General features: G+C 41.1%; 13 protein-coding genes, 1 tRNA gene, 1 pseudogene and 1 riboswitch. Of the genes and pseudogenes, 11 read left to right on the top strand and 4 right to left on the bottom strand.

The features are described 5' to 3' along the window. Positions 1-891 precede the first annotated feature (891 nt). Together EKM81_RS09730 and EKM81_RS09725 are read left to right on the top strand one after the other, a co-directional pair. Entirely contained in the window at positions 892-3,000 is a 2,109-nt protein-coding gene (locus tag EKM81_RS09730; RefSeq protein ID WP_125651194.1) for a KUP/HAK/KT family potassium transporter, read from the top strand. A gap of 183 nt (positions 3,001-3,183) precedes the next feature. Next, positions 3,184-4,500 carry a C1 family peptidase gene (locus EKM81_RS09725; RefSeq protein WP_125651192.1) on the top strand — a complete coding sequence of 439 codons (1,317 nt, stop codon included), beginning with the start codon at positions 3,184-3,186 and terminating at the stop codon, positions 4,498-4,500. 212 nt (positions 4,501-4,712) lie between these two features. Here the strand turns inward: EKM81_RS09725 and EKM81_RS09720 are convergent. After that, positions 4,713-4,785, bottom strand: a tRNA-Thr gene (locus EKM81_RS09720). A 197-nt stretch (positions 4,786-4,982) separates the two neighbouring features. Between EKM81_RS09720 and EKM81_RS09715 the strand changes: the two genes are divergently transcribed. Next, positions 4,983-5,753, top strand: coding sequence for a class I SAM-dependent methyltransferase (locus EKM81_RS09715; RefSeq protein WP_125651190.1), 771 nt, complete (start codon positions 4,983-4,985; stop codon positions 5,751-5,753). A gap of 107 nt (positions 5,754-5,860) precedes the next feature. On the opposite strand, the pseudogene EKM81_RS09710 reads toward EKM81_RS09715, so the two are convergent. Next, positions 5,861-8,149, bottom strand: a pseudogene (locus tag EKM81_RS09710) (HAD-IC family P-type ATPase). 51 nt (positions 8,150-8,200) lie between these two features. Further along, positions 8,201-8,265: riboswitch (Fluoride riboswitch) on the bottom strand. A gap of 162 nt (positions 8,266-8,427) precedes the next feature. Next, complete coding sequence (locus tag EKM81_RS11220) at positions 8,428-8,613, bottom strand: hypothetical protein (RefSeq protein WP_164509288.1); 186 nt, start codon at positions 8,611-8,613, stop codon at positions 8,428-8,430. Between the two features lie 149 nt (positions 8,614-8,762). Here EKM81_RS11220 and EKM81_RS09705 point away from each other — a divergent pair, with 149 nt between their 5' ends. The 5 genes from EKM81_RS09705 (at position 8,763) to EKM81_RS09685 (ending at position 13,956) form a co-directional block, all read left to right on the top strand. Beyond that, positions 8,763-9,368: a hypothetical protein gene (locus EKM81_RS09705; RefSeq protein WP_125651188.1), complete on the top strand. Its 606-nt coding sequence runs from the start codon at positions 8,763-8,765 to the stop codon at positions 9,366-9,368. A gap of 6 nt (positions 9,369-9,374) precedes the next feature. Then, complete coding sequence (locus EKM81_RS09700; RefSeq protein ID WP_164509287.1) at positions 9,375-10,292, top strand: DUF916 domain-containing protein; 918 nt, start codon at positions 9,375-9,377, stop codon at positions 10,290-10,292. Positions 10,293-10,408: 116 nt separating this feature from the next. Further along, complete coding sequence (locus EKM81_RS09695; protein WP_125651184.1) at positions 10,409-12,052, top strand: hypothetical protein; 1,644 nt, start codon at positions 10,409-10,411, stop codon at positions 12,050-12,052. 110 nt (positions 12,053-12,162) lie between these two features. Continuing rightward, a complete protein-coding gene (locus EKM81_RS09690) occupies positions 12,163-13,053 on the top strand; it encodes an ROK family protein (RefSeq protein ID WP_125651183.1) in 891 nt (296 codons plus the stop codon). 306 nt (positions 13,054-13,359) lie between these two features. Beyond that, the gene (locus EKM81_RS09685) at positions 13,360-13,956 is read left to right on the top strand and encodes a TVP38/TMEM64 family protein (protein ID WP_125651181.1); all 597 of its coding nucleotides are present in this window, start codon (positions 13,360-13,362) and stop codon (positions 13,954-13,956) included. Positions 13,957-14,295: 339 nt separating this feature from the next. Here EKM81_RS09685 and EKM81_RS09680 read toward each other — a convergent pair whose 3' ends face one another. Continuing rightward, positions 14,296-15,135, bottom strand: a complete 840-nt coding sequence (locus tag EKM81_RS09680; protein ID WP_125651179.1) for an alpha/beta hydrolase — start codon at positions 15,133-15,135, stop codon at positions 14,296-14,298. Between the two features lie 133 nt (positions 15,136-15,268). On the opposite strand from EKM81_RS09680, the gene EKM81_RS09675 reads away from it, so the two are divergent. From EKM81_RS09675 to serS, 3 genes are all read left to right on the top strand, one after another. Further along, on the top strand, positions 15,269-15,811 hold the full coding sequence (locus EKM81_RS09675) for a GNAT family N-acetyltransferase (RefSeq protein WP_125651177.1): 543 nt from the start codon (positions 15,269-15,271) through the stop codon (positions 15,809-15,811). A gap of 64 nt (positions 15,812-15,875) precedes the next feature. Then, positions 15,876-16,418, top strand: coding sequence for a GNAT family protein (locus EKM81_RS09670; protein WP_125651175.1), 543 nt, complete (start codon positions 15,876-15,878; stop codon positions 16,416-16,418). 656 nt (positions 16,419-17,074) lie between these two features. After that, positions 17,075-18,361, top strand: coding sequence for a serine--tRNA ligase (gene serS, locus EKM81_RS09665; RefSeq protein ID WP_125651173.1), 1,287 nt, complete (start codon positions 17,075-17,077; stop codon positions 18,359-18,361). Positions 18,362-18,832 lie beyond the last annotated feature (471 nt).

The raw sequence follows: 18,832 nt of genomic DNA, 5'->3' as shown, positions 1-18,832 counted from the left end.
TCGTACGCAAAGAAACCCCCTTACCTGACGCCAATCGCCCAGCAACCACCAGATGAAACTAACAGAATTGAGCACCACTAATTAGAAAATCGGATTGCAGTATACAATAAAGCCTGTGTGACAATCTTTCGAGATAAAATCGAAAGACATCACACAGGCTACTTTTGTCCTAATATTCTATTATTACTGCCAAGTGAACTAAATTGAGCAGTCCCACTAGCACTGCCTCAAACACTTGTAACAGTGAAAGTCACTAACTTAACTCCAGACGGAATGGAGGGACCGGGTTGTCAGCCAATGGTTTTTATTTGCGCCCGAGCTTGCGAGTAGCAGCCAAATTTGTCTTACTGCTTTAGCAGTTAGACAAAGGGTTGTATTTGAGATTGTTGCGTAGCAATAAGCTCAAATCAATCCCGGCCGCGTTCCACAACCCGCAGCCCGGAATGCAGTCAGAACCAATTCTGTTTTAACACCTTCACTAGGTTTTAACGTCTGTGGACTTGGGTTTGTAGTTGACTTAAATCAATTCCACGGTCCAGAATGGCGTTAAAACCGGCTCTGTTTTAACACTTAAAGCAATTTTTGATACCAAAACAGCGACAACTTATGAATCAGTGATTAAGTATGCTAAGATAGCTTTAACCGCAAGATATTGTTGTGGCCAGGTCCTTAGATTAAATTTTAAGTTTTTCTTATCTTTCCTATTGACAGTTATTCAATAGTCTTGTAAAGTAGCGGCATTGGCTTAGTTTTGTAGGTGCTGGCTTGACCTGAATCTTTCAGTAAAGATGATGTGACGTGGCACTTGATAAGATAGGCTTTTTTTAATGGCGGAGGGTTAAGCAATCGAACGAATTAACACTTCACATTTTACCTGGAGGAGAGAGTTACATGCGTTTAAATGCAAAAAAGCGGAGTACCATGTCGATGGCGGGCCTGCTGATCACTATTGGCATTGTTTATGGTGACATTGGGACTTCACCACTATACGTTATGAAGACAATTATTAGCGATAATGGTGGCTTGAATACCGCTTCTCGAGAGATGATTATTGGTAGCATTTCCTTGATTTTCTGGACGGTGATGTTACTGACGACAATTAAATATGTGTTGATTGCCTTGCGGGCCACTAACCATGGTGAAGGTGGGATTTTCTCACTGTATGCCTTGGTACGGCGCCGTAAAAAATGGTTAATTTATCCTGCCTTGATTGGTGGAGCGGCACTTTTGGCTGATGGTATGTTGACGCCTGCCGTAACGGTAACCACGGCGATTGAAGGGCTGAAAGGGATTAATTTTCATGGCCTTGAAATGGTTAATACCCAACAACAAGTAATTATTATTACGATTGTGATTTTGTCGTTTCTGTTTCTGATTCAACGTTTTGGGACTAGCGTGATTGGGCGTGCTTTTGGGCCAGTCATGTTTGTCTGGTTCCTGTTCCTTGGCGTTGTCGGTTTCTTGCATATGGCTGGCGACTTTTCAATTTTAAAATCATTGAATCCTTATTATGCAATTGATTTGTTGTTCTTTAGTAAGGATAATCATGTCGGTGTCTTCATTTTAGGTAGTGTGTTCCTGGCAACAACTGGTGCAGAGGCACTTTATTCAGATGTTGGGCATGTTGGTCGGATTAATATTCTTGGCAGTTGGCCTTTCGTATTTACGAGTTTAATGCTGAATTACTTAGGTCAAGGCGTTTGGGTGATGCAGAATGCCGATAATGCGAAATATTTAAATGATGCGACGTTCAATCATTTCTTCGAGATGTTGCCTGGTGAATGGCGATTGGTCGGGATTGTGCTGGCAACATTAGCCGCAATTATTGCCTCGCAAGCATTGATTACCGGTTCATACACTTTGGTTTCAGAAGCGGTGCGCTTGAAGTTCTTCCCAAGAATGAAAATTATTTATCCAACTGAAAAACATGGTCAGATTTATATTCCTTTAGTTAATAAAATTCTTTGGATTGCCTGTATTGCAATTATTTTCTACTTCCAGACGTCATCACATATGGAAGCAGCTTATGGTTTGGCGATTACAGTCACCATGTTAATGACGACCTTGCTGTTGTATCAATATCTTTGCCAGATCAATGTTAAAAAGATTTTTGCTTTGGCGATGGTCTTTTTCTTCGGTGTGATTGAAAGTATGTTCTTGATTTCATCGTTGGTTAAGTTTGTCCATGGTGGTTACGTGACGGCAATAATTGCTGGTTTGATTTTAGTAACAATGTATATTTGGTACAACGGTAATCGGGTTCGTGATCATGAAGAATTCCGGTCTGCCTATGTTAGTTTGAATGATTATAAGGACCAGTTAAGCCGCTTAAGCAATGATGAGTCATTACCGATTTATAGTGACAATGTGGTCTACATGGCTAAAGTTAAGCCTGGAAATCGTATTAAGCGAGAAATGATGTACTCGATTTTGGATAAACGACCAAAGCGGGCGAAAGCCTATTGGTTTGTTACTGTTAATGTAACGGATGAGCCATATACTGCTGAATATACAGTCGATACATTAGGCACACGTAATGTTATCAATGTTCAGCTCTATCTTGGTTTCCGGCGGGAGCAACGGGTCAACGTTTACCTACGGGCGATTGTTCATGAAATGATTGAACGTGGCCAAATCGATCCTCAGCCTAAGAAATATACGACGATTGTCGGCCGGGATGTGGGTGACTTTAGTTTCGTGATTGTACAAGATGTGATCTCACCACAAACCCATATCAAGTCTTATGAACGAACAATGATTCAATTACGGGTTGGTTTACAGAATATTACCAGTAACCCAGCTTCTTGGTTTGGTCTAGAATTCGCCGATGTGGTTGTCGAAAAGGTACCGTTGATTCTTGGTCAGGCGCATAAACCTAATTTGACGTACATGTCAAAACGGGCAGTCCAAGAGCAAATTGAAGAGCATCAGGCGGAAGATTTGGCTAAGCCAACGAAACATCAAATGCCTAAGATGGATGAAAAACCATACGAGCAATAATTGTGTCAAAATAGCTTGGACTAACTAACAGAACCTGATTGATAATCTCTACATATAGTAGAGCTATCAGTCAGGTTTTTTGTTATTTTTCAGTAGTGTGTGAGTTTGGTTAAGTCGGCGATCAATCACGGTGAGGTGATTGTGTTATAATGCTTGTCATAACAATGTAGAGGAAGTCTTGATATGGCACATGAATTAACACAAGCACAGTTAGCTGCTTTTCGTGATGAATTTGATAACGATCAGCATGTTAAACCAATTCAGCATGCAACGATGCGGAATGGTGTTTTGGAAGCAAGTTATAATCCAGAAATTGCGGCGAAGTTGAATCATACTTTTTCAGTTGAAGTCCCCACTGGAAAAGTAAGTAATCAAAAGCAAAGTGGGCGTTGTTGGTTATTCTCCTTACTGAATACGTTGCGGCATCAATTTGCAGTTGATTATCAAGTGAAGGATTTTGAATTATCACAAGCTTATCTTTATTTCTGGGATAAAATTGAACGAGCTAATATTTATTATGACAATATTCTCCGTACTGCCGATCGTCCCACTGATGATCGCGAGGTGGCTTTCTATTTAAGCATGCCTGGTGATGATGGTGGCCAATGGGCCATGGCCGCTAGTCTAGTCGCCAAGTATGGGGTCGTCCCTAAGGAAGCAATGCCAGAAACATTTAACACAGACGCCACCGCTGGTTTTGCGGAAGCATTGAATCTGAAGTTGCGTCGTGATGCGCTAGTATTACGCGAGTTGAAAAATAATGAGGCGACGGCTGGTGAAATTACGGCTCAGCGCCAAAAGATGCTCCAAGAAGTGTATCGGATGACAGCAATTGCGGTGGGTGAGCCACCAGTGCAGTTTGACTTAGAATATCGTGATGATAATCAGAAATATCATTTGGACCAAGATTTGACACCAGTAGCCTTTTTTGAAAAGTACTTCAAAATGAAGCTAAATGATTACGTTGTTTTAACAAACGCACCTGACAAAGCCTATAATCAGGCTTATCGATTAGCTTCTGAAGAAAATGTGGTCGGTGGCTTACCAATTGTTTTCACGAATATGCCAATGGCTAGTTTGCGGCGGGCGGCAATTGCCCAATTGAAAGCAGGTGAAACTGTTTGGTTCGGCAATGATGTTGGTAAGCAAATGAATCGCAAGGAAGGCTTACTGGATCCACAACTTTATCAAAAAGATGCGCTGTTTGGCGTTGACTTAAGTTTGAATAAGGCCGATCGGTTCCGCTTAGGTGAAGCTGAAGTCACACACGCAATGACTTTAACTGGTGTGGATTTAATTAATGATACGCCCTCTAAATGGAAAGTTGAAAATAGCTGGGGCGTCAAAAATGGCCTTGATGGTTACTTCGTCATGAGCGATGATTGGTTTGAGGACTATACTTATGAAGTTGTCGTGCAACGCCAGTATTTGACCGACGAAGAAATTGCCGCTGCTGACAGTGAACCAGTGTTGTTACCAGCTTGGGATAGTCTGATGTAAGTTTTTTTTGAATGGAAGAGCATCTTTAGTGGTCAGATAAGACTCCGAAAAGAGTTTGTCTGACGGGATCGAAGGTGCTTTTTTATTTTTGGCTGATGGGTTTAACCGCGATTATTAGTCAAATGTTCACGCAAGTTTCAAAAACAAACAAAAACCGTCAATGCTATTAAATCAGCATTGACGGTTATCAACTCAAGACAAAGAGCTATCAAAGCCACTTGCCGGATTTGAACCGGCGACCCCCACCTTACCATGGTGGTGCTCTACCTGCTGAGCTAAAGTGGCACTTGTTTTATTGCACAAGATATAGGTTACCGAAAAATTGTAGGCTTGTCAATTATTTTTAAGGTATCTGCGGGGAGCAAGTGGCTGATGTGGTCTTAATTCAATTGTTTGAATCATTGACGATGGTTTAGCGCGCATTAGGAAATTATTTTTGTTAAGATGACAGTAAGTTTAGTAAGGGATTTGAAGGGAAAGCAATGGATAGATTAATCGAGGCTCAGCAAGATTGGGATGATTTCGCAGCTGACTATTATGCTGGTGAGCAGGCGAGCCAAGTGCCGTATGTGTCAGCAGTGATCGCCTATTTACAAAAACAACATTTATTGCCGCGCCATCAGCAGCAACTACTGGATTTAGGTGGTGGCACGGGACGGTTTGCGGTACCCTTAGCCAAGCTAGGTGTTCAAGTTGAAGTTGCAGACTTTTCAGCAGCAATGTTAGCCATTCTGCAACAACGCCGGTTAGAATTGGCACAACCAGAACGGCTAACTTTTCGGCAAACTAGTTGGCAAGCGTTAGTCCAAAGCGGGCAAAAATTTTCGGTCGTTTTTATGAGTATGCTACCAGCTGTGCAACCAGCAGATTTGGCGGCCATCAGTCAATTGACGACGGCGCAGTTTTTGATTTTTAGACTGGTCAGTGTTCGCGATGACTTTTTCACGCCGCTGTTTCATGATTTGGACTTGCCACCGGAACGTCCTGAAGCTGATCAAGACCTGCTGACCGCCTATCAAGATCAGCATTTGTCGGACTTTACGGCGTGGCAGGCGCATGATTTCAACTTTTCAACGTCGGAAAGTTTAACTGCTAGGGAAGCTACCGATTATTTGGCCACCTATCCAGGAATGACCACTGACAAAATGGTAACGACGCGCCAACGATTACAAACGGTGTTAGTGAATCAAAAACTGACGGTAACGGAACATTATCGTTTCCGTCTCTTGAATACTCGGCGAATTTCGCAATGATTCGTGTAATAGTTTGTAGTTGAAAATTTACAAAATAATTTTGATAGTAAAAAGTACGCTGACTTTTGAATTGAAGTCGACGTGCTTTTTACTATTTGCTAAATGAGTTAATTCTGTTGGAAAGCTTTTTGCAATAAGGCCAGTACTAAAGCTGTTACCAAAGTGATGCCAATAACTTCTAATAGTAAGCTGATTGAAATCGCGGTGACGCCCCAGCCGGCTAAAGCTAGAATAATACTTAAAACAGTATTGGTGGCAGTGGCTGTAATCACGGCGTTGCTTGGTTTACTTTGCCAGAAGAATTTCTTGGTCCGAGTCATGAAGATGGTCATCATCGCACTGAAAATCAAATAGCAATACAAGGCGGTGCTGACTTGGCCCATGGGTAAGCCTTGCTGACGTAACCAGAATAAAATCGCGAAACCAACGGCAGTTCAGCCAACTGCTAATACACTAGCTGACTTACTCAAGCGCGCGAGGTGCCATTTTTCTGGCCGATAGCTGATGGTGGTATTGTCGGTGCCTAAAACCAAAGTGACTAAATCATTTAAAATCGCCACTAACACCATCGCGTTCAAGGTTAAGGGAATATAGCTGAGGAATAAATAGCCTAAGACTGGCAGCATCGTTAATTCGGCAGTCCGTGATAACTTGGTGATCGTCCAGGTCATCATCCGTTGATAAACGCGGTGACCACTGTCAAGAATTTCAATGACAGGCTTGAGACCTTCAGTTAACAACACCATACTAGCAGAGCGCTTGGCTAAATCGACGGCGTTTTCAACGGCGATGCCCACGTCGGCTTGCTTCAAAGCCGGCGCATCATTAACACCATCGCCAGTCATGCCAATAATATAACCTTGTTTTTGTAATTCTTTGGCAATCGCCAACTTGTCTTCAGGAACCACATCAGCAATTCCAGAGATTTCTTGAATATTACCTAAACTAGTAAGACCATGAAAAGAAATAACTTTTCCGTTCAGACCAACTTGCGGAGCGATGGCGGCGGCTGTCTTTTGATTATCACCAGTTAACATGATGACTTTAACGCCACGTCGTTGAATTTCCTGAATGGCCGCAGCACTATCGGCGCGTGGTGGATCTTGGAGAATAAACAAGCCCGCGAATTCATTGTTAACTAAGATGGCAACAGAACGCCCTTGACTAAAATCGATTTGCTCAGGTAACTTAATTGGCGTTTTGGCTAATAAACTCAGCCGCTTGAATGAACCTAACTTAAGATCAAGTGGCTGTTGCTCTACTGTCAAATGACTTTCGGAATAGCCAACCCCAGCATCAAACGGGACAAATTGATCAGCAACTGTTGCTGTTTGTTGTTGCTTTTGACCATATTGAATAATTGCGCGGTCAACCACGCTGGGGTTACGCTGATCGGTGGCACTTAAAGCGTATTGCAGCAGCACATTATCAGCATAACTTGAAAAATTGTGGTAGGCGATCACGGCTGATTTGTTGGCAGTAATGGTGCCAGTTTTATCAACCAGCAACAGGTTCAAGTTGGCTGCTTCTTGGATGCCAACTAAATCACTGACAAGAATTTGCTGCTTGCTTAAGACATTTGCTTCAACGGAGTTAGTCACGGCAAAGCTAGAGGGCATGGCAATCGGAATCGTGGCAATAAACAGCATGGCCAGGAATGGCAACATCTGAATAATGTTTTCGCCACGAATTAACGAAGCAATGATTAAAATGACTGCTAAGACTGAGTCAAGAATGGCCAAGTAACTGATAATTTTGCCAAGCAGGATTTGTAAGTGACCTTGGCGACGAGAATGATTGATCAAGCTAATGGTCTTACCGGAACGGCTATTCTTACCAGTGGCGGTTACTGTGGCTAAGCCATCACCATTAAGAACAGTGGTACCAGCGAAGGCTGACTCACTGGGCTGACGCGCCATGGCTTTAGACTCACCAGTAATTGAGCTCTCGTCGATTTCTAAATCCTGATTCAATAATTGAACGTCAGCGGGGATAATGTCGCCGCGTTTAAGACTGATTAAATCACCAACGACTAATTCTGGCGCTGTCAGCTTTTGCCATTTTTGGTCTCGTTTAACTGAAACTGATGGTGTTAATTTGTGCGAGAGTGAATGCAAGACGCTGCTCGCGCGGCGCTCCTGAATGGCGCCGTCAACGGCTGCAAATAATAGTAGTAAAAGAATGAAACCGGCTTGAATTTGTTTGCCTAGAATTAATTCCAGAATTAAGGCCGCTTCTAGAATCCAAGCCGATGGTTCCCAGAGCCGGCGAATAATGGCGTGGCGAAAGTTAAACGCTGGTTCGGCCACATCGTTAGGCCCGTCTGCTTGAAATTGTTTTGTGACTTCGGCGGTTGTTAGGCCGTCTGGCTCTTTGAATTTAACCTTTTGACTCATGATAATTCTCCCCCTTAAAACAAAAACGCCTACTGAGCAGGTTAAATAACCTAAACAGTAGACGTCATCAAATTGTCGAGCAATTGTTTACGGCGAACGTCATCACCAATTCACTTTGCTTTAATTGTACGGCAAAGCAGGTAGGGGTGCAATGAAATGGGACTAGGATACTTAGCTAGTTGATATGTAAATAGCATGATGATAATAAGTTTCAGGAATTATTAATTTTATAATTGTTCATTAAAAATCAATTTCATTTTTAAACAACTAGATTGCGCTCAGTAAAACTTAACTTGTGACATGATCGTGTTATTCATAAATGAATAACTGCCGAGCGTTATCTGATTGCACAACGGCCGTAAATTACCATACAAAGCATCGCCTAAGGTTGATAAATCATAGCCTAATAACGTCCCGCAGTCTTGGAATAATTGATATAAAATCGGTTTGATGACAATACACAATCAATAATAAATAATTATCGAAACTATAGTAAAGACGTATTGTTATTATAAATGCCGGATTTAAAATTAAAGATGCTACAATATCCTTTAGCTTATTGAATATTAATATTCAAATTGAATCGTGAATACATATAAAGGAGATCGAAATCATGAAGAAAAGTAGCACTTTATTAACAAGCTTGGTGGTTGGTTTGGTGGCACTGGGCGTGGTTAGCAATGCTGGGGTGGTACAAGCTTCAACCGCAACGCCCAATCCAACAACGGCTGATTCAACGGATAACACGCAGTTAACGGCAAGTACTGATACAACTGTTAAGGTCAATGGTGGAACAATGAGCTTATACAATGTCAAAGACTCAATCAACTTTGGTACGATTAATGTTGTTGATGCGTTTACTAATAACCTGTCGACTAAAGGCGATAGTAATTTGACGGCCAGTGTTGATGACTTTCAAGGTGTGTCAGATGCTAGTGACGCGTGGACGTTAACGGCTACTCTTGGTAAATGGCAAGCTGGCGATGGTGGCACAGCAGCGGGCGCGAAAGTTTTAGATGGTGCTGAGGTGAAAGCTAATGGTACCACAACTATCGGTACTGCTGCGGTTGATTATGCCACTGGTGCTGAAGGTTATACAGATTTGGCAGAACAAAGTATTAGTTTGGAAACAACAGCAAATACGCTTTTAAAAGCTGGCACATACACTAATCAAATTAATTGGCAATTAAAAGCAACTGTTGATTCTGAGCAAAAGTAAATGCTAATGGACAAAGAGAATCAATTAAAAAAGCTATTGATGGCATTGCTATTACTGCTCATCGGTAGCTTTTTTTTCAGACCACAGACTATTCAAGCGGCTGGCTTACCTTTTCAAGTCATGCCAGTTCTTCCAAGCAATCAACGTGAACCTGATGAGGCCTATTTTGATATTATTGCCCCAGCAAATTCGCAAACAAAACTGCAATTAAAGGTAAAGAATATTACGACACAACCGGTTAAAATTCGGGTAAAATTTGTAACACTGCAAACAAATAATAATGGTCAACTTGATTACAATATGAAACAAACCCGTGATCATACCCTGACCTATGATGCTAATCAATTGATTAGTGGGGACCAACAATTAACTCTGCCAGCAAACAGTACGACAATTTATGAAGCACAGTTGAGAATGCCGGCATCTAATTATGATGGCATTATTGCAGGTGGGCTAGTCTTGGAGCCAATCACGGCTGCAGCCAAGGTGAAAAAAGGACAGATTGGGATTACCAATCGTTTTAGTTATGCCGTACCAGTAATTGCACGCAATGAAGATAAAACTTGGTTGCCAAAGTTGCAATTAGCTAGCAGTAAGCTTGTTCAAATCGATTATCATAATCAGTTGAAAACACGTCTTAATAACCCCAGTGTAACTTTTGTTAATCAATTACGAGTTGAACAAGTTGTGACAAATTTAAACACCAAAAAAGTTTATCGAAAGTCTACTTCTAAGATGCAAATGGCGCCTAATTCGCATTTTGATTATCGATTAAACTTGCCAGAAAAAATACCAACGGGGACCTATCAAGTTGTGACGACTGCTTATTATGTTAAGGCAAAGCGAGCTGGATATCTTGCTGGCAATCAGCAGCGTTATCAGTATCGTCAGAAATCGGTTAATCAAGTGGTTGTCACTGGGTAATTTATGCGGTCGTTGGTGCGATTATTGCATCATTGCTAATTATTATTGGTTTACTGATTTATATCGTTCGTAATAGAAAACAGCAAACTAAGTAGCCGACTAAAGCAGGTGATTAGATGAAATGGTCAGTTAAATTATTACCCAAATTAAAAATAATAAGTACGTTTTCCGTTATGGTAATTATTTTGGCGGTTAGTAGTTTGCTGACCTCCTTTCTAAGTAACCGTAAAGTTAGCGCGGCAACTACTGCCTACAGTGATAATTTAGTAGCTGACTATAATATTCCTTCAGAAGTTATTCAGGTGTTACTCGACAATAGTCTGCAAAGTGATGGGCAAACGCCAGCCGCTGCAGGAAAGACAATCAGTAATTTTACGATAGCTGATATTGAGCAGTTAACAACTATTAGTTTGGCGCAGCGAACTAAGCAAGCAAATGGTAACTATGTTTCGAAACCGGCTGATGCAGTAGCCGATTGGGTTAAAACATTGGTTGGAAATGAAGATACGGCTAATGGTTATAGTATTGTTGATGGCGCCTTTAAGGCCAACAATGACCAAGATGGTTTAGTAACTGGTACTGCTGGCTCATTAGCAACTAAAACAATTTCAATTGATGGTGCTACCCATCATTATGGCTTTAACTTTTTAATGCAGATTCTTGCCAGTGCTCGGAGTGCAAAGATTGTCGATTTAACTGGGGTTACTTCAGAAATCACTGACAGTAATACAGCCCAATTTATGATGTCTTTGTTTCAGACCAATCATTCAACTGCGTTGGTTGAACTTAAACTGGGTCATAATAATTTAACTAATTTAAATGCGTATCCGTTGGCGAGTACACTGTTTAGTACAACTAGTAGTCAGAAAATCACCAAGTTGGATTTGTCTAATAATAATATGACTGAATTGAGTTGGAACAATTCTCTAGGTGACATGTTGTCTACTGTCACTACACTTGATCTATCCGGAAATAATGTCCAACAAGTTTTTGGCGATTTATTAAACGCCTTACGTAGTGTGGCCGGCAATGGTGGGTCAGCCGATATGAGTGATAGCGAGTTGAGCAAGGATGGTAATACAATTCGTAATTTGATTGATTTAATGAATAGTAGTCCTAGTACAATTACACTAAGTAATAATGGGGTGAATACGCTAATTGATCAGGCACTTAAATTGGGTGATCCCCCAAATAAAAAATTAGTTGAGAACTTAGCACCACAGTTGAATGAGGACTCAATTCGTAAGTTACTAAGTGAAGGGTTAGTTAGTAAAGAAGCGGCTAATATTATTGCTCGGACTCATGATGACTTAGACCCCGACTTATTAGACCAGTTAAAAGAAGTAGCTGGCGGTAGCTTTGATGGTGAGGTTAGCTCAATCAATGTTTCAACAGCACTTGCATTTATGCCGTTGGACTTGGATGTTGGTCGAACTAGTAGTACAACATCATTGGAGTTGAGTTATTCTTTGCCACCGAATACCCAAGTAACTGCTTCAATTTCTGATTGGACCACAACGGCAAATGACCGCTTTTCAGGCAACTTAGTACTGACATTTCCATTGCAAAGTTTTAGCTTAACAACTGATAATTTAACAATTGTTAGTAATTCGACCAGTAAGTTTGCAACAAATGAGTTGAGTACGACTGCGGTTGTGCTTACACTTAATAATGCTGAGCGTGCTGCCTTAACCGCCGGTGCCACCTACCATAACGTTATCACTTGGCAAATCAGTAATACTGTGACGGATCCGCAATGACTGATTGATTAGTTTTGCAATAATTCCGTTAATTAACCGCTAACAATCCGATTACATTCATGGTAAAATTAAATGTATAGACATTCGTAATTTCTATTTGGAGGCAGAACATGTCAGTTATTGTATTTGATTTCGGTGGTACTAGTGTAAAATATGGCGTTTGGGCCAAAAATAAATTAAGCCAACATGGTTCTTTTGTTACGCCAAAGACTTGGCCAGAAATGCAAGCCAACTTAAAATCAACTTATGACGCTTTAAAGCCAACTGCTGGTGAAGTGCAAGGTGTTGCCTTCTCATTGCCCGGTGTTGTTGATAATGAAAAAGGTGAAATTCGCGGTAAGAGTGCTATTCCTTACATTCATCGCTTTCCAATTAAAACGGCTTTTTCAGAGATGTTTGATCAATTGCCAATTGCCATGGAAAATGATGCCAATAGTGCGGCTTTAGCGGAACTATGGCAAGGTAGCGCCCGGGATGTTGATAGTGCATTGGTGATTGCATTGGGAACTGGTGTCGGTGGTTCAGTTATTATGAATCATGAATTAGTTCGGGGAAAGAACTTAGTCGGCGGTGAGTTCGGCTTTATGAAAGTTGGTCCCGAATTAACTTGGAGTACTGTTGGTACGGTAGTGCGGATGGCTGCTCGTTACAATGAACAAAGTCAAAAAGCACCTGTTACAGGTAAAGAAGTCTTTGACTTGGCGGCGGCAGGTGACGTGTTGGCTCAAGTTGAACTTGATAAATTCTACCATTACAATGCGATTGCCCTGTTTAATTTAATCAGTAGTTTCAACCCTGAACGGATTATTCTAGCTGGTGGTGTTTCAGCGCGCCAAGATTTACCAACTATTCTCACAGAGCGGGTCAGCAACTTATTAAAGTGGGCTGATTTACCAGAACCTGTTGTTGATATTCAAGTTAGTCGCTTCTCTAATGATGCGAATTTAATTGGTGCTGTTAAGAACTTCCTAGATTGGAATCCAGAAATTAAAGTAGATTAATTTCTGGAACTACTTGCTACTGAACTAATCATGAAAGCTGATTTTATCGCACTGGCTGATGACGCTGTTGTTAGCAGTTAAGTGAGTCAACCGATTTTAGAAATGTCAATTTTGAAAAGTATTGAAATTTAAAAAGACGCATCATCGTTCAGCTATTTTGACGATGATGGGTCTTTTTTGAAATTAACGTGACAAAATTGTTTGCTTAACGTTAGGTAAAAATAATGCACTTTACCACCATGCTTGCTATAATCGACTTACAATAATTATTACTGATTTGTGGTTGCTTATTTAGGAGGAGCTAACATGAGTACACAAACGAGTCGTCGGTTGATCAATACGACTACAGCCCTGTCATTAGCAGGTATTATTGCGTTAACTATTTATTGGTGGCAATTGGGCCTGTTTCAGAATCAGCAAGTGCTGCACACTTATATTCAACAGCGACAGATTGCCGGACCATTTCTATTTGTGCTTATTCAGATTATTCAAGTTGTAATTCCGATTATTCCAGGCGGAATCAGTACCGTTGTTGGTGTGTTACTTTTTGGACCAGTCCAAGGTTTTATTTATAATTACGTGGGCATTGCCATTGGTTCTTTCGCGGCCTTTTTCCTGGCACGTCGATATGGGCAAGACTTCATTCTTCACGTTGTTCCCCAGAAAGCCTATGACCGCTACATTGGTAAAACGAAAAATCAGAAAGCTTTTAACTGGTTTTTCGCGCTGGCAATTTTCTTACCGGTGGCGCCTGACGATATTCTAGTTATGCTAGCTGGTTTGACCAATATGTCTTGGAAAAAATTCTCGTTGATCATTATCCTCTTGAAACCATTCACGATTGCTGCCTACAGTTATGCCCTACTATATGGTGGTCAATGGTTGATGCAATTATTGAAATAATCATCGCATTAGGTCAGAAGTCAAGCTTAAGTTTTTAACCGCTTAATAAATAATACTACTGTCATGGCCAGTTGGTGGGAAAACGATGTTGCCGCTGATTGGCGATTGAGTAACAAAGTGATTGGCAAAGAAGCTAAGATTGTTCCAACGTCGTAACAAACAAAATGACACCAAACTAAACTAAAAAAACAGGCAGAATTACTGAAAAAGCCTAAGTAACAGTCTCTGATTGCTATCAAGAGCACTTGTTACTCAGGCTTTTTTGGTCTGATGATTTGGATTTAGTGTGTTATAAAGTTTCGCACGATTGTTCGATTTCAATCGTCACTTAGATTAATGTCAGTCGTTAAATGGCGCTGGTATTGCCAAAACTTCGTCTAACCACTCCGTTACTAAAGTCTGCCAATGAGCAACATGGACATCAATTTGGGCTGCTTTGCGAGCAGTCTGCTGATCAGCCAAGGCCATCCCGTGAGGCCCCTGATGGAAAAGATGGTATTCAACGGGGATGCTAAGTTGCTGTAAAGCCGCAACATAATTAAGCGAGTTGCTAGCAGGAACAGCGTGATCAGTGGCAGTGTTCCAGACAAAAGTCGGACAGTGACTGGCCGTCAACCACTTACTTGCGCGATAATCATTGGGCTGGGTGGTAATTGGCGGCAACTCAGCTGCAGTATGTGGCCAACCAGCAGTCAAGTCAGTAACAGGGTAACCGAGAATCAAGGCTTGACTTGATAGTGGCAAATTTTGCAACCGATGAGTAGCTAAAAATTCTGAATTTTCTGGTAGGTCAGCGAGCAGACTTGCCAATAAGCCACCGATTGAAAAGCCCATCAAGGTGATTCTTTGATCGTCTAAATAATATTCTGTGGCATGAGTATGTAGCCAAGCTAAACCAGTTGCCAAGTCAATTATTGGCTGGGGCATTAGTGGCGCTTGATCAGCAAGAAAATGATAATCCATGTAAAAGGCATTGAAACCACGACTATAGAAGAATAAGCAGATATTAGTGGCAATGTCTGGTTCAATGTGAGTCAAGCTACCACCAGGAATAAATAAAAGTCCCGGCCATTTTTGCTCAGGCAAATAAGGACCAGGTTCATGAATGAAACCAGTCATTTTAATCGGTTTCCCATCCTGATGAGGTGCTAATGGTAAGACGATTTCTTTTTTTAACAATTCAGACACTCCTTTAAGCTGATTGGCGCTGATTATAGTAGAATAAAATCAATAGGCCAAGCTGGCAGGCAGATGAGCTCGTTGAACGGCCAGCAATTGGTGCTATCTTAGGATAAATATCGAGGTTGAACTTATGACGTTAACAACATCACGACTGCTATTACGGCGCTTCAATGAAACAGATTTAGCTTTCATTGAAACATTGGGAACAACGCCACTTTATCATCAAACAGCTGGTTTTGCAAAAATTCAAAGTGAAGCGCAAGGCCAGCAAATACTGAATGTTTATCAGCGGCGAACAGAGAGCTATCTCATTATAACGCAAGCAACTCATGAAAAAATTGGCCTAATTGAGCTTAGCGAACGCAGTGTTGACCCGCAAAGTGAACTCTATGCGACACGCGAGCTAGGTTTTTTATTGTTGCAGTCGGCGTGGGGCCAAGGTTATATGACTGAAGCAGTGACGGCACTGTTGGATGATGCTTTTCCACGCTTGCAATTACGAGAAATTTGGGCTGGTCATTATGAAAATAATCAACCCTCGGCAATTTTTTTGCAGAAAATGGGTTTTCAATATCGTTATGAAGTTACATTGCCCTTTTATTTTTTTGAGCAAACCGTGGAAAAATATTATTTATTGACGGTATCAGATTGGCAGCGTTTCCGTAATAAATAGCGCTGCAATAACTAGTTTGTCTATGATATACTAGCTTGTGAGAGAAAAAATATGGAGTGATTGGATGACAGTTAACGATCCCTTTCAGCAGCGGATGCAAATGCTCAATGAAAGCTCTGAATTGAAAGTCTTACGTAGCGCTAATAGTGAAGTCCCTTTAGTAGGGCAACAAATTCAACAATACATTGTTTACACCGATTTTCATTACGATCAGCGAATGGCGAAAACAAATTCAATTTTTGTTTACACACCTTGGATGAATACTGATTCTCAAGGGCGGCCGCGGACAGATTTTCAGAATCAGCTGTTATTTGATTATGACGGTTGGCAAAAACAGATCCATATTGCTGTGCTAGAGACTTTAGGTGCGGCTTCAAAATTAGCCTTTTTTGATTATCAGAACCATGGCTTAGCAAAACTATCACTGCAAGCTTTGATTAAACTGGCCCAACGTCTGGAAGTCAAAACGATTGATGCCTCGTTGTCATCATTTGATGGTGGTGATGATGGCCAACGAGTGATTAAATTGTTTGAAGAATGCGGCTTTGTTGCTAACAACCAAGACTTAACTAAAGGGATTGCTACTTTTGTTTGCAAGCTAGGCTAGAAGTGTTTTGATTTCTGCAGAGACTGCAGGCTGCTATGGCTAACTCAAATATTTCAATGATCGGTTGACACCGCACATTGAAATATTTGAAGTTATTTTACGAGCTCCTCGCACTCTACTAAAACGTGTTCGGGGTGCCAAATGGCTATGGTTAATTTAAATAATTCCTCGATCTGCTGGTGCAGCTCAAGTAATTATTTGAAATTAGCCTACGCCAAAAGTACGGCACCCCTCACACTCTTGTTGAGACGTGTTCGGGCTGGTAAATGGCTAGGTACAATTCAAATATTCACACGATCTGGTTGGCACCAGCTCAAGCAAATAATCGAAGTTAGGCTACGCCAAAAGTGCGTTGCCCCTCACACTCTTGTAATTTGTGCTTGATTTTTATGAAAAAGATGGTAAATTTAAGGTAAATAGTAAACACGTTGAGAGAATTTTTCGACTGCGGTCAGAGAGGCAATGGTTGGTGTGAATTGTCGGGCAGTTAATTCCGGTTCTCTATAGTGGGCGGCGATATAAACCGCACGGCCTAGTCGTTAATCAGTTGAGTGCAAGCATTTGCTTGAATTTGGGTGGTACCGCGAATAAACCAGTTCGTCCCTTTATGGGATTGAACTGGTTTTTTTATATCTTATAAAAAGGAGTGCTATTCTATGTTAGATTTAAAGTTAATTCGTCAACGTCCTGATTGGATCAAAGAGAAGTTAGCTTCACGGAAGGTTACGGCTGAACAAATTGATGAATTGTTAGCTTTTGATGCTGAGCGTCGTGAAAAGATTGTGGCAGTTGAGGATTTAAAGGCTCATCGTAATGATGTTTCTGACCAAATCGCCGCAGTTAAACGTGCTAAGGGTGATGCCAGCGAGCAAATCAAGGCTATGCGTGAAGTTGGTAGTCAAATTAAGGCGTTAGATCAAGAAGTAGCTGACTTAGATGAGAAAGTTGAACATATTCTAGTGCGGTTACCTAATATTCCTGCCGATAATGTGCCAGTTGGTCCTAATGAGGACTACAATCAAGAATTGCGGAAATGGTCGACACCGCGTAAGTTTGACTTTGAACCCAAAGCTCATTGGGAAATTGGTGAAAATCTTGGTATTTTGGATTTTGAGCGTGGTGCAAAAGTCGCCGGGACTCGTTTTGTCTACTATAAAGGACTAGGCGCTAAGCTTGAACGGGCACTTTATAACTTCATGCTGGATGAACATGCTAAAGAAGGTTATGAGGAAGTCTTGCCACCATATTTGGTGAACAATGATGCCATGTTTGGGACCGGCCAATTTCCGAAGTTTACTGAAGACGTTTATACAATGATTAATGAAGGGGAACCATTAACACTGATTCCTACTGCTGAAGTGCCATTAACAAATTACTATAGCCACGAAATCCTTGATGAATCGCAACTACCTGTTTATTTAACGGCACTGACACCATGCTTCCGTTCTGAAGCTGGCAGTGCTGGACGTGATACTCGGGGATTGATCCGGCTCCATCAATTCAATAAGGTTGAAATGGTGAAGTATGTTAAACCAGAAGATTCCTATAAAGAGTTAGACAAGTTAACAGACAATGCTGAGGATATTTTGCGTAAGTTAAACTTACCTTACCATGTCATCGCCTTGTCATCTGGGGATGCTAGCTTCTCATCGGCTGAAACTTTTGACTTGGAAGTTTGGATTCCTGCTCAAAATACTTATCGTGAAATTTCAAGTTGTTCGAACTGTACTGACTTTCAAGCGCGTCGGGCCCAAATCCGTTACCGTGATGCCAATGGTAAAGTACAATACCTGCATACTTTAAATGGTTCTGGCCTAGCTGTTGGTCGGACTGTTGCCGCCATTTTGGAAAACTACCAAAACGAAGATGGTTCAGTTACGATTCCAGAAGTATTAGTGCCATACATGAATGGGGTCACTGTCATTCCTGCACCAGCTAAATAACGTTATTAAAGGGTGTTTGACAAAATCCGGTGATCGTTAACCCAAAATAGCGAACAATTCTGCGATAGAATTGTTCGCTATTTTTGTGTTAGGCGGAACTGATTGCTTTTTGAGAATACGTTTCGGCAACCAGATTTCGGCCTAAATAACTGCCATCTCGGTCTTTTTTGTAGCTTTATAAAGGAATAGCACCAATAATTATCGCGAATTTAGTTATTTTTCTAAAAAAATTTGAGCAGCTTTTTCAGAAAATAGCGGTGTTGGTTAGTTGATCGTTCGCTAAAATAACTGCTACTTTACGAAATATACTATTCGACAGATGAATTGAGCTTAAAAACTTTACTTTTCGGCGTAAATATAGCAATTTTGTTCAGCTAAATATTGCGCTAATTGCTTATTGACGAAACGGCCTGAAGTTGATAAGATAGTTTGTGTTGCAAAACGAGCTGCTAACTTGCTTATCTCGTTGAA

Origin of the sequence: Lapidilactobacillus gannanensis (assembly GCF_003946675.1) — a bacterium.
Classification (GTDB): Bacteria; Bacillota; Bacilli; order Lactobacillales; family Lactobacillaceae; genus Lapidilactobacillus; species Lapidilactobacillus gannanensis.
The sequence above is the reverse complement of the archived record's forward strand: the minus strand, read 5'-3'. Positions and strand labels throughout refer to the sequence as shown.

Excerpts from the sequence above, each read along its gene's own strand:
- EKM81_RS09695 (WP_125651184.1), top strand. The coding sequence starts at position 10,409 with ATGAAATGGTCAGTTAAATTATTACCCAAATTAAAAATAATAAGTACG.
- EKM81_RS09700 (WP_164509287.1), top strand. The coding sequence starts at position 9,375 with ATGGACAAAGAGAATCAATTAAAAAAGCTATTGATGGCATTGCTATTA.
- EKM81_RS09690 (WP_125651183.1), top strand. The coding sequence starts at position 12,163 with ATGTCAGTTATTGTATTTGATTTCGGTGGTACTAGTGTAAAATATGGC.
- EKM81_RS09685 (WP_125651181.1), top strand. The coding sequence starts at position 13,360 with ATGAGTACACAAACGAGTCGTCGGTTGATCAATACGACTACAGCCCTG.
- EKM81_RS09670 (WP_125651175.1), top strand. The coding sequence starts at position 15,876 with ATGACAGTTAACGATCCCTTTCAGCAGCGGATGCAAATGCTCAATGAA.
- EKM81_RS09675 (WP_125651177.1), top strand. The coding sequence starts at position 15,269 with ATGACGTTAACAACATCACGACTGCTATTACGGCGCTTCAATGAAACA.
- EKM81_RS09730 (WP_125651194.1), top strand. The coding sequence starts at position 892 with ATGCGTTTAAATGCAAAAAAGCGGAGTACCATGTCGATGGCGGGCCTG.
- EKM81_RS09705 (WP_125651188.1), top strand. The coding sequence starts at position 8,763 with ATGAAGAAAAGTAGCACTTTATTAACAAGCTTGGTGGTTGGTTTGGTG.
- serS (WP_125651173.1), top strand. The coding sequence starts at position 17,075 with ATGTTAGATTTAAAGTTAATTCGTCAACGTCCTGATTGGATCAAAGAG.
- EKM81_RS09715 (WP_125651190.1), top strand. The coding sequence starts at position 4,983 with ATGGATAGATTAATCGAGGCTCAGCAAGATTGGGATGATTTCGCAGCT.
- EKM81_RS09725 (WP_125651192.1), top strand. The coding sequence starts at position 3,184 with ATGGCACATGAATTAACACAAGCACAGTTAGCTGCTTTTCGTGATGAA.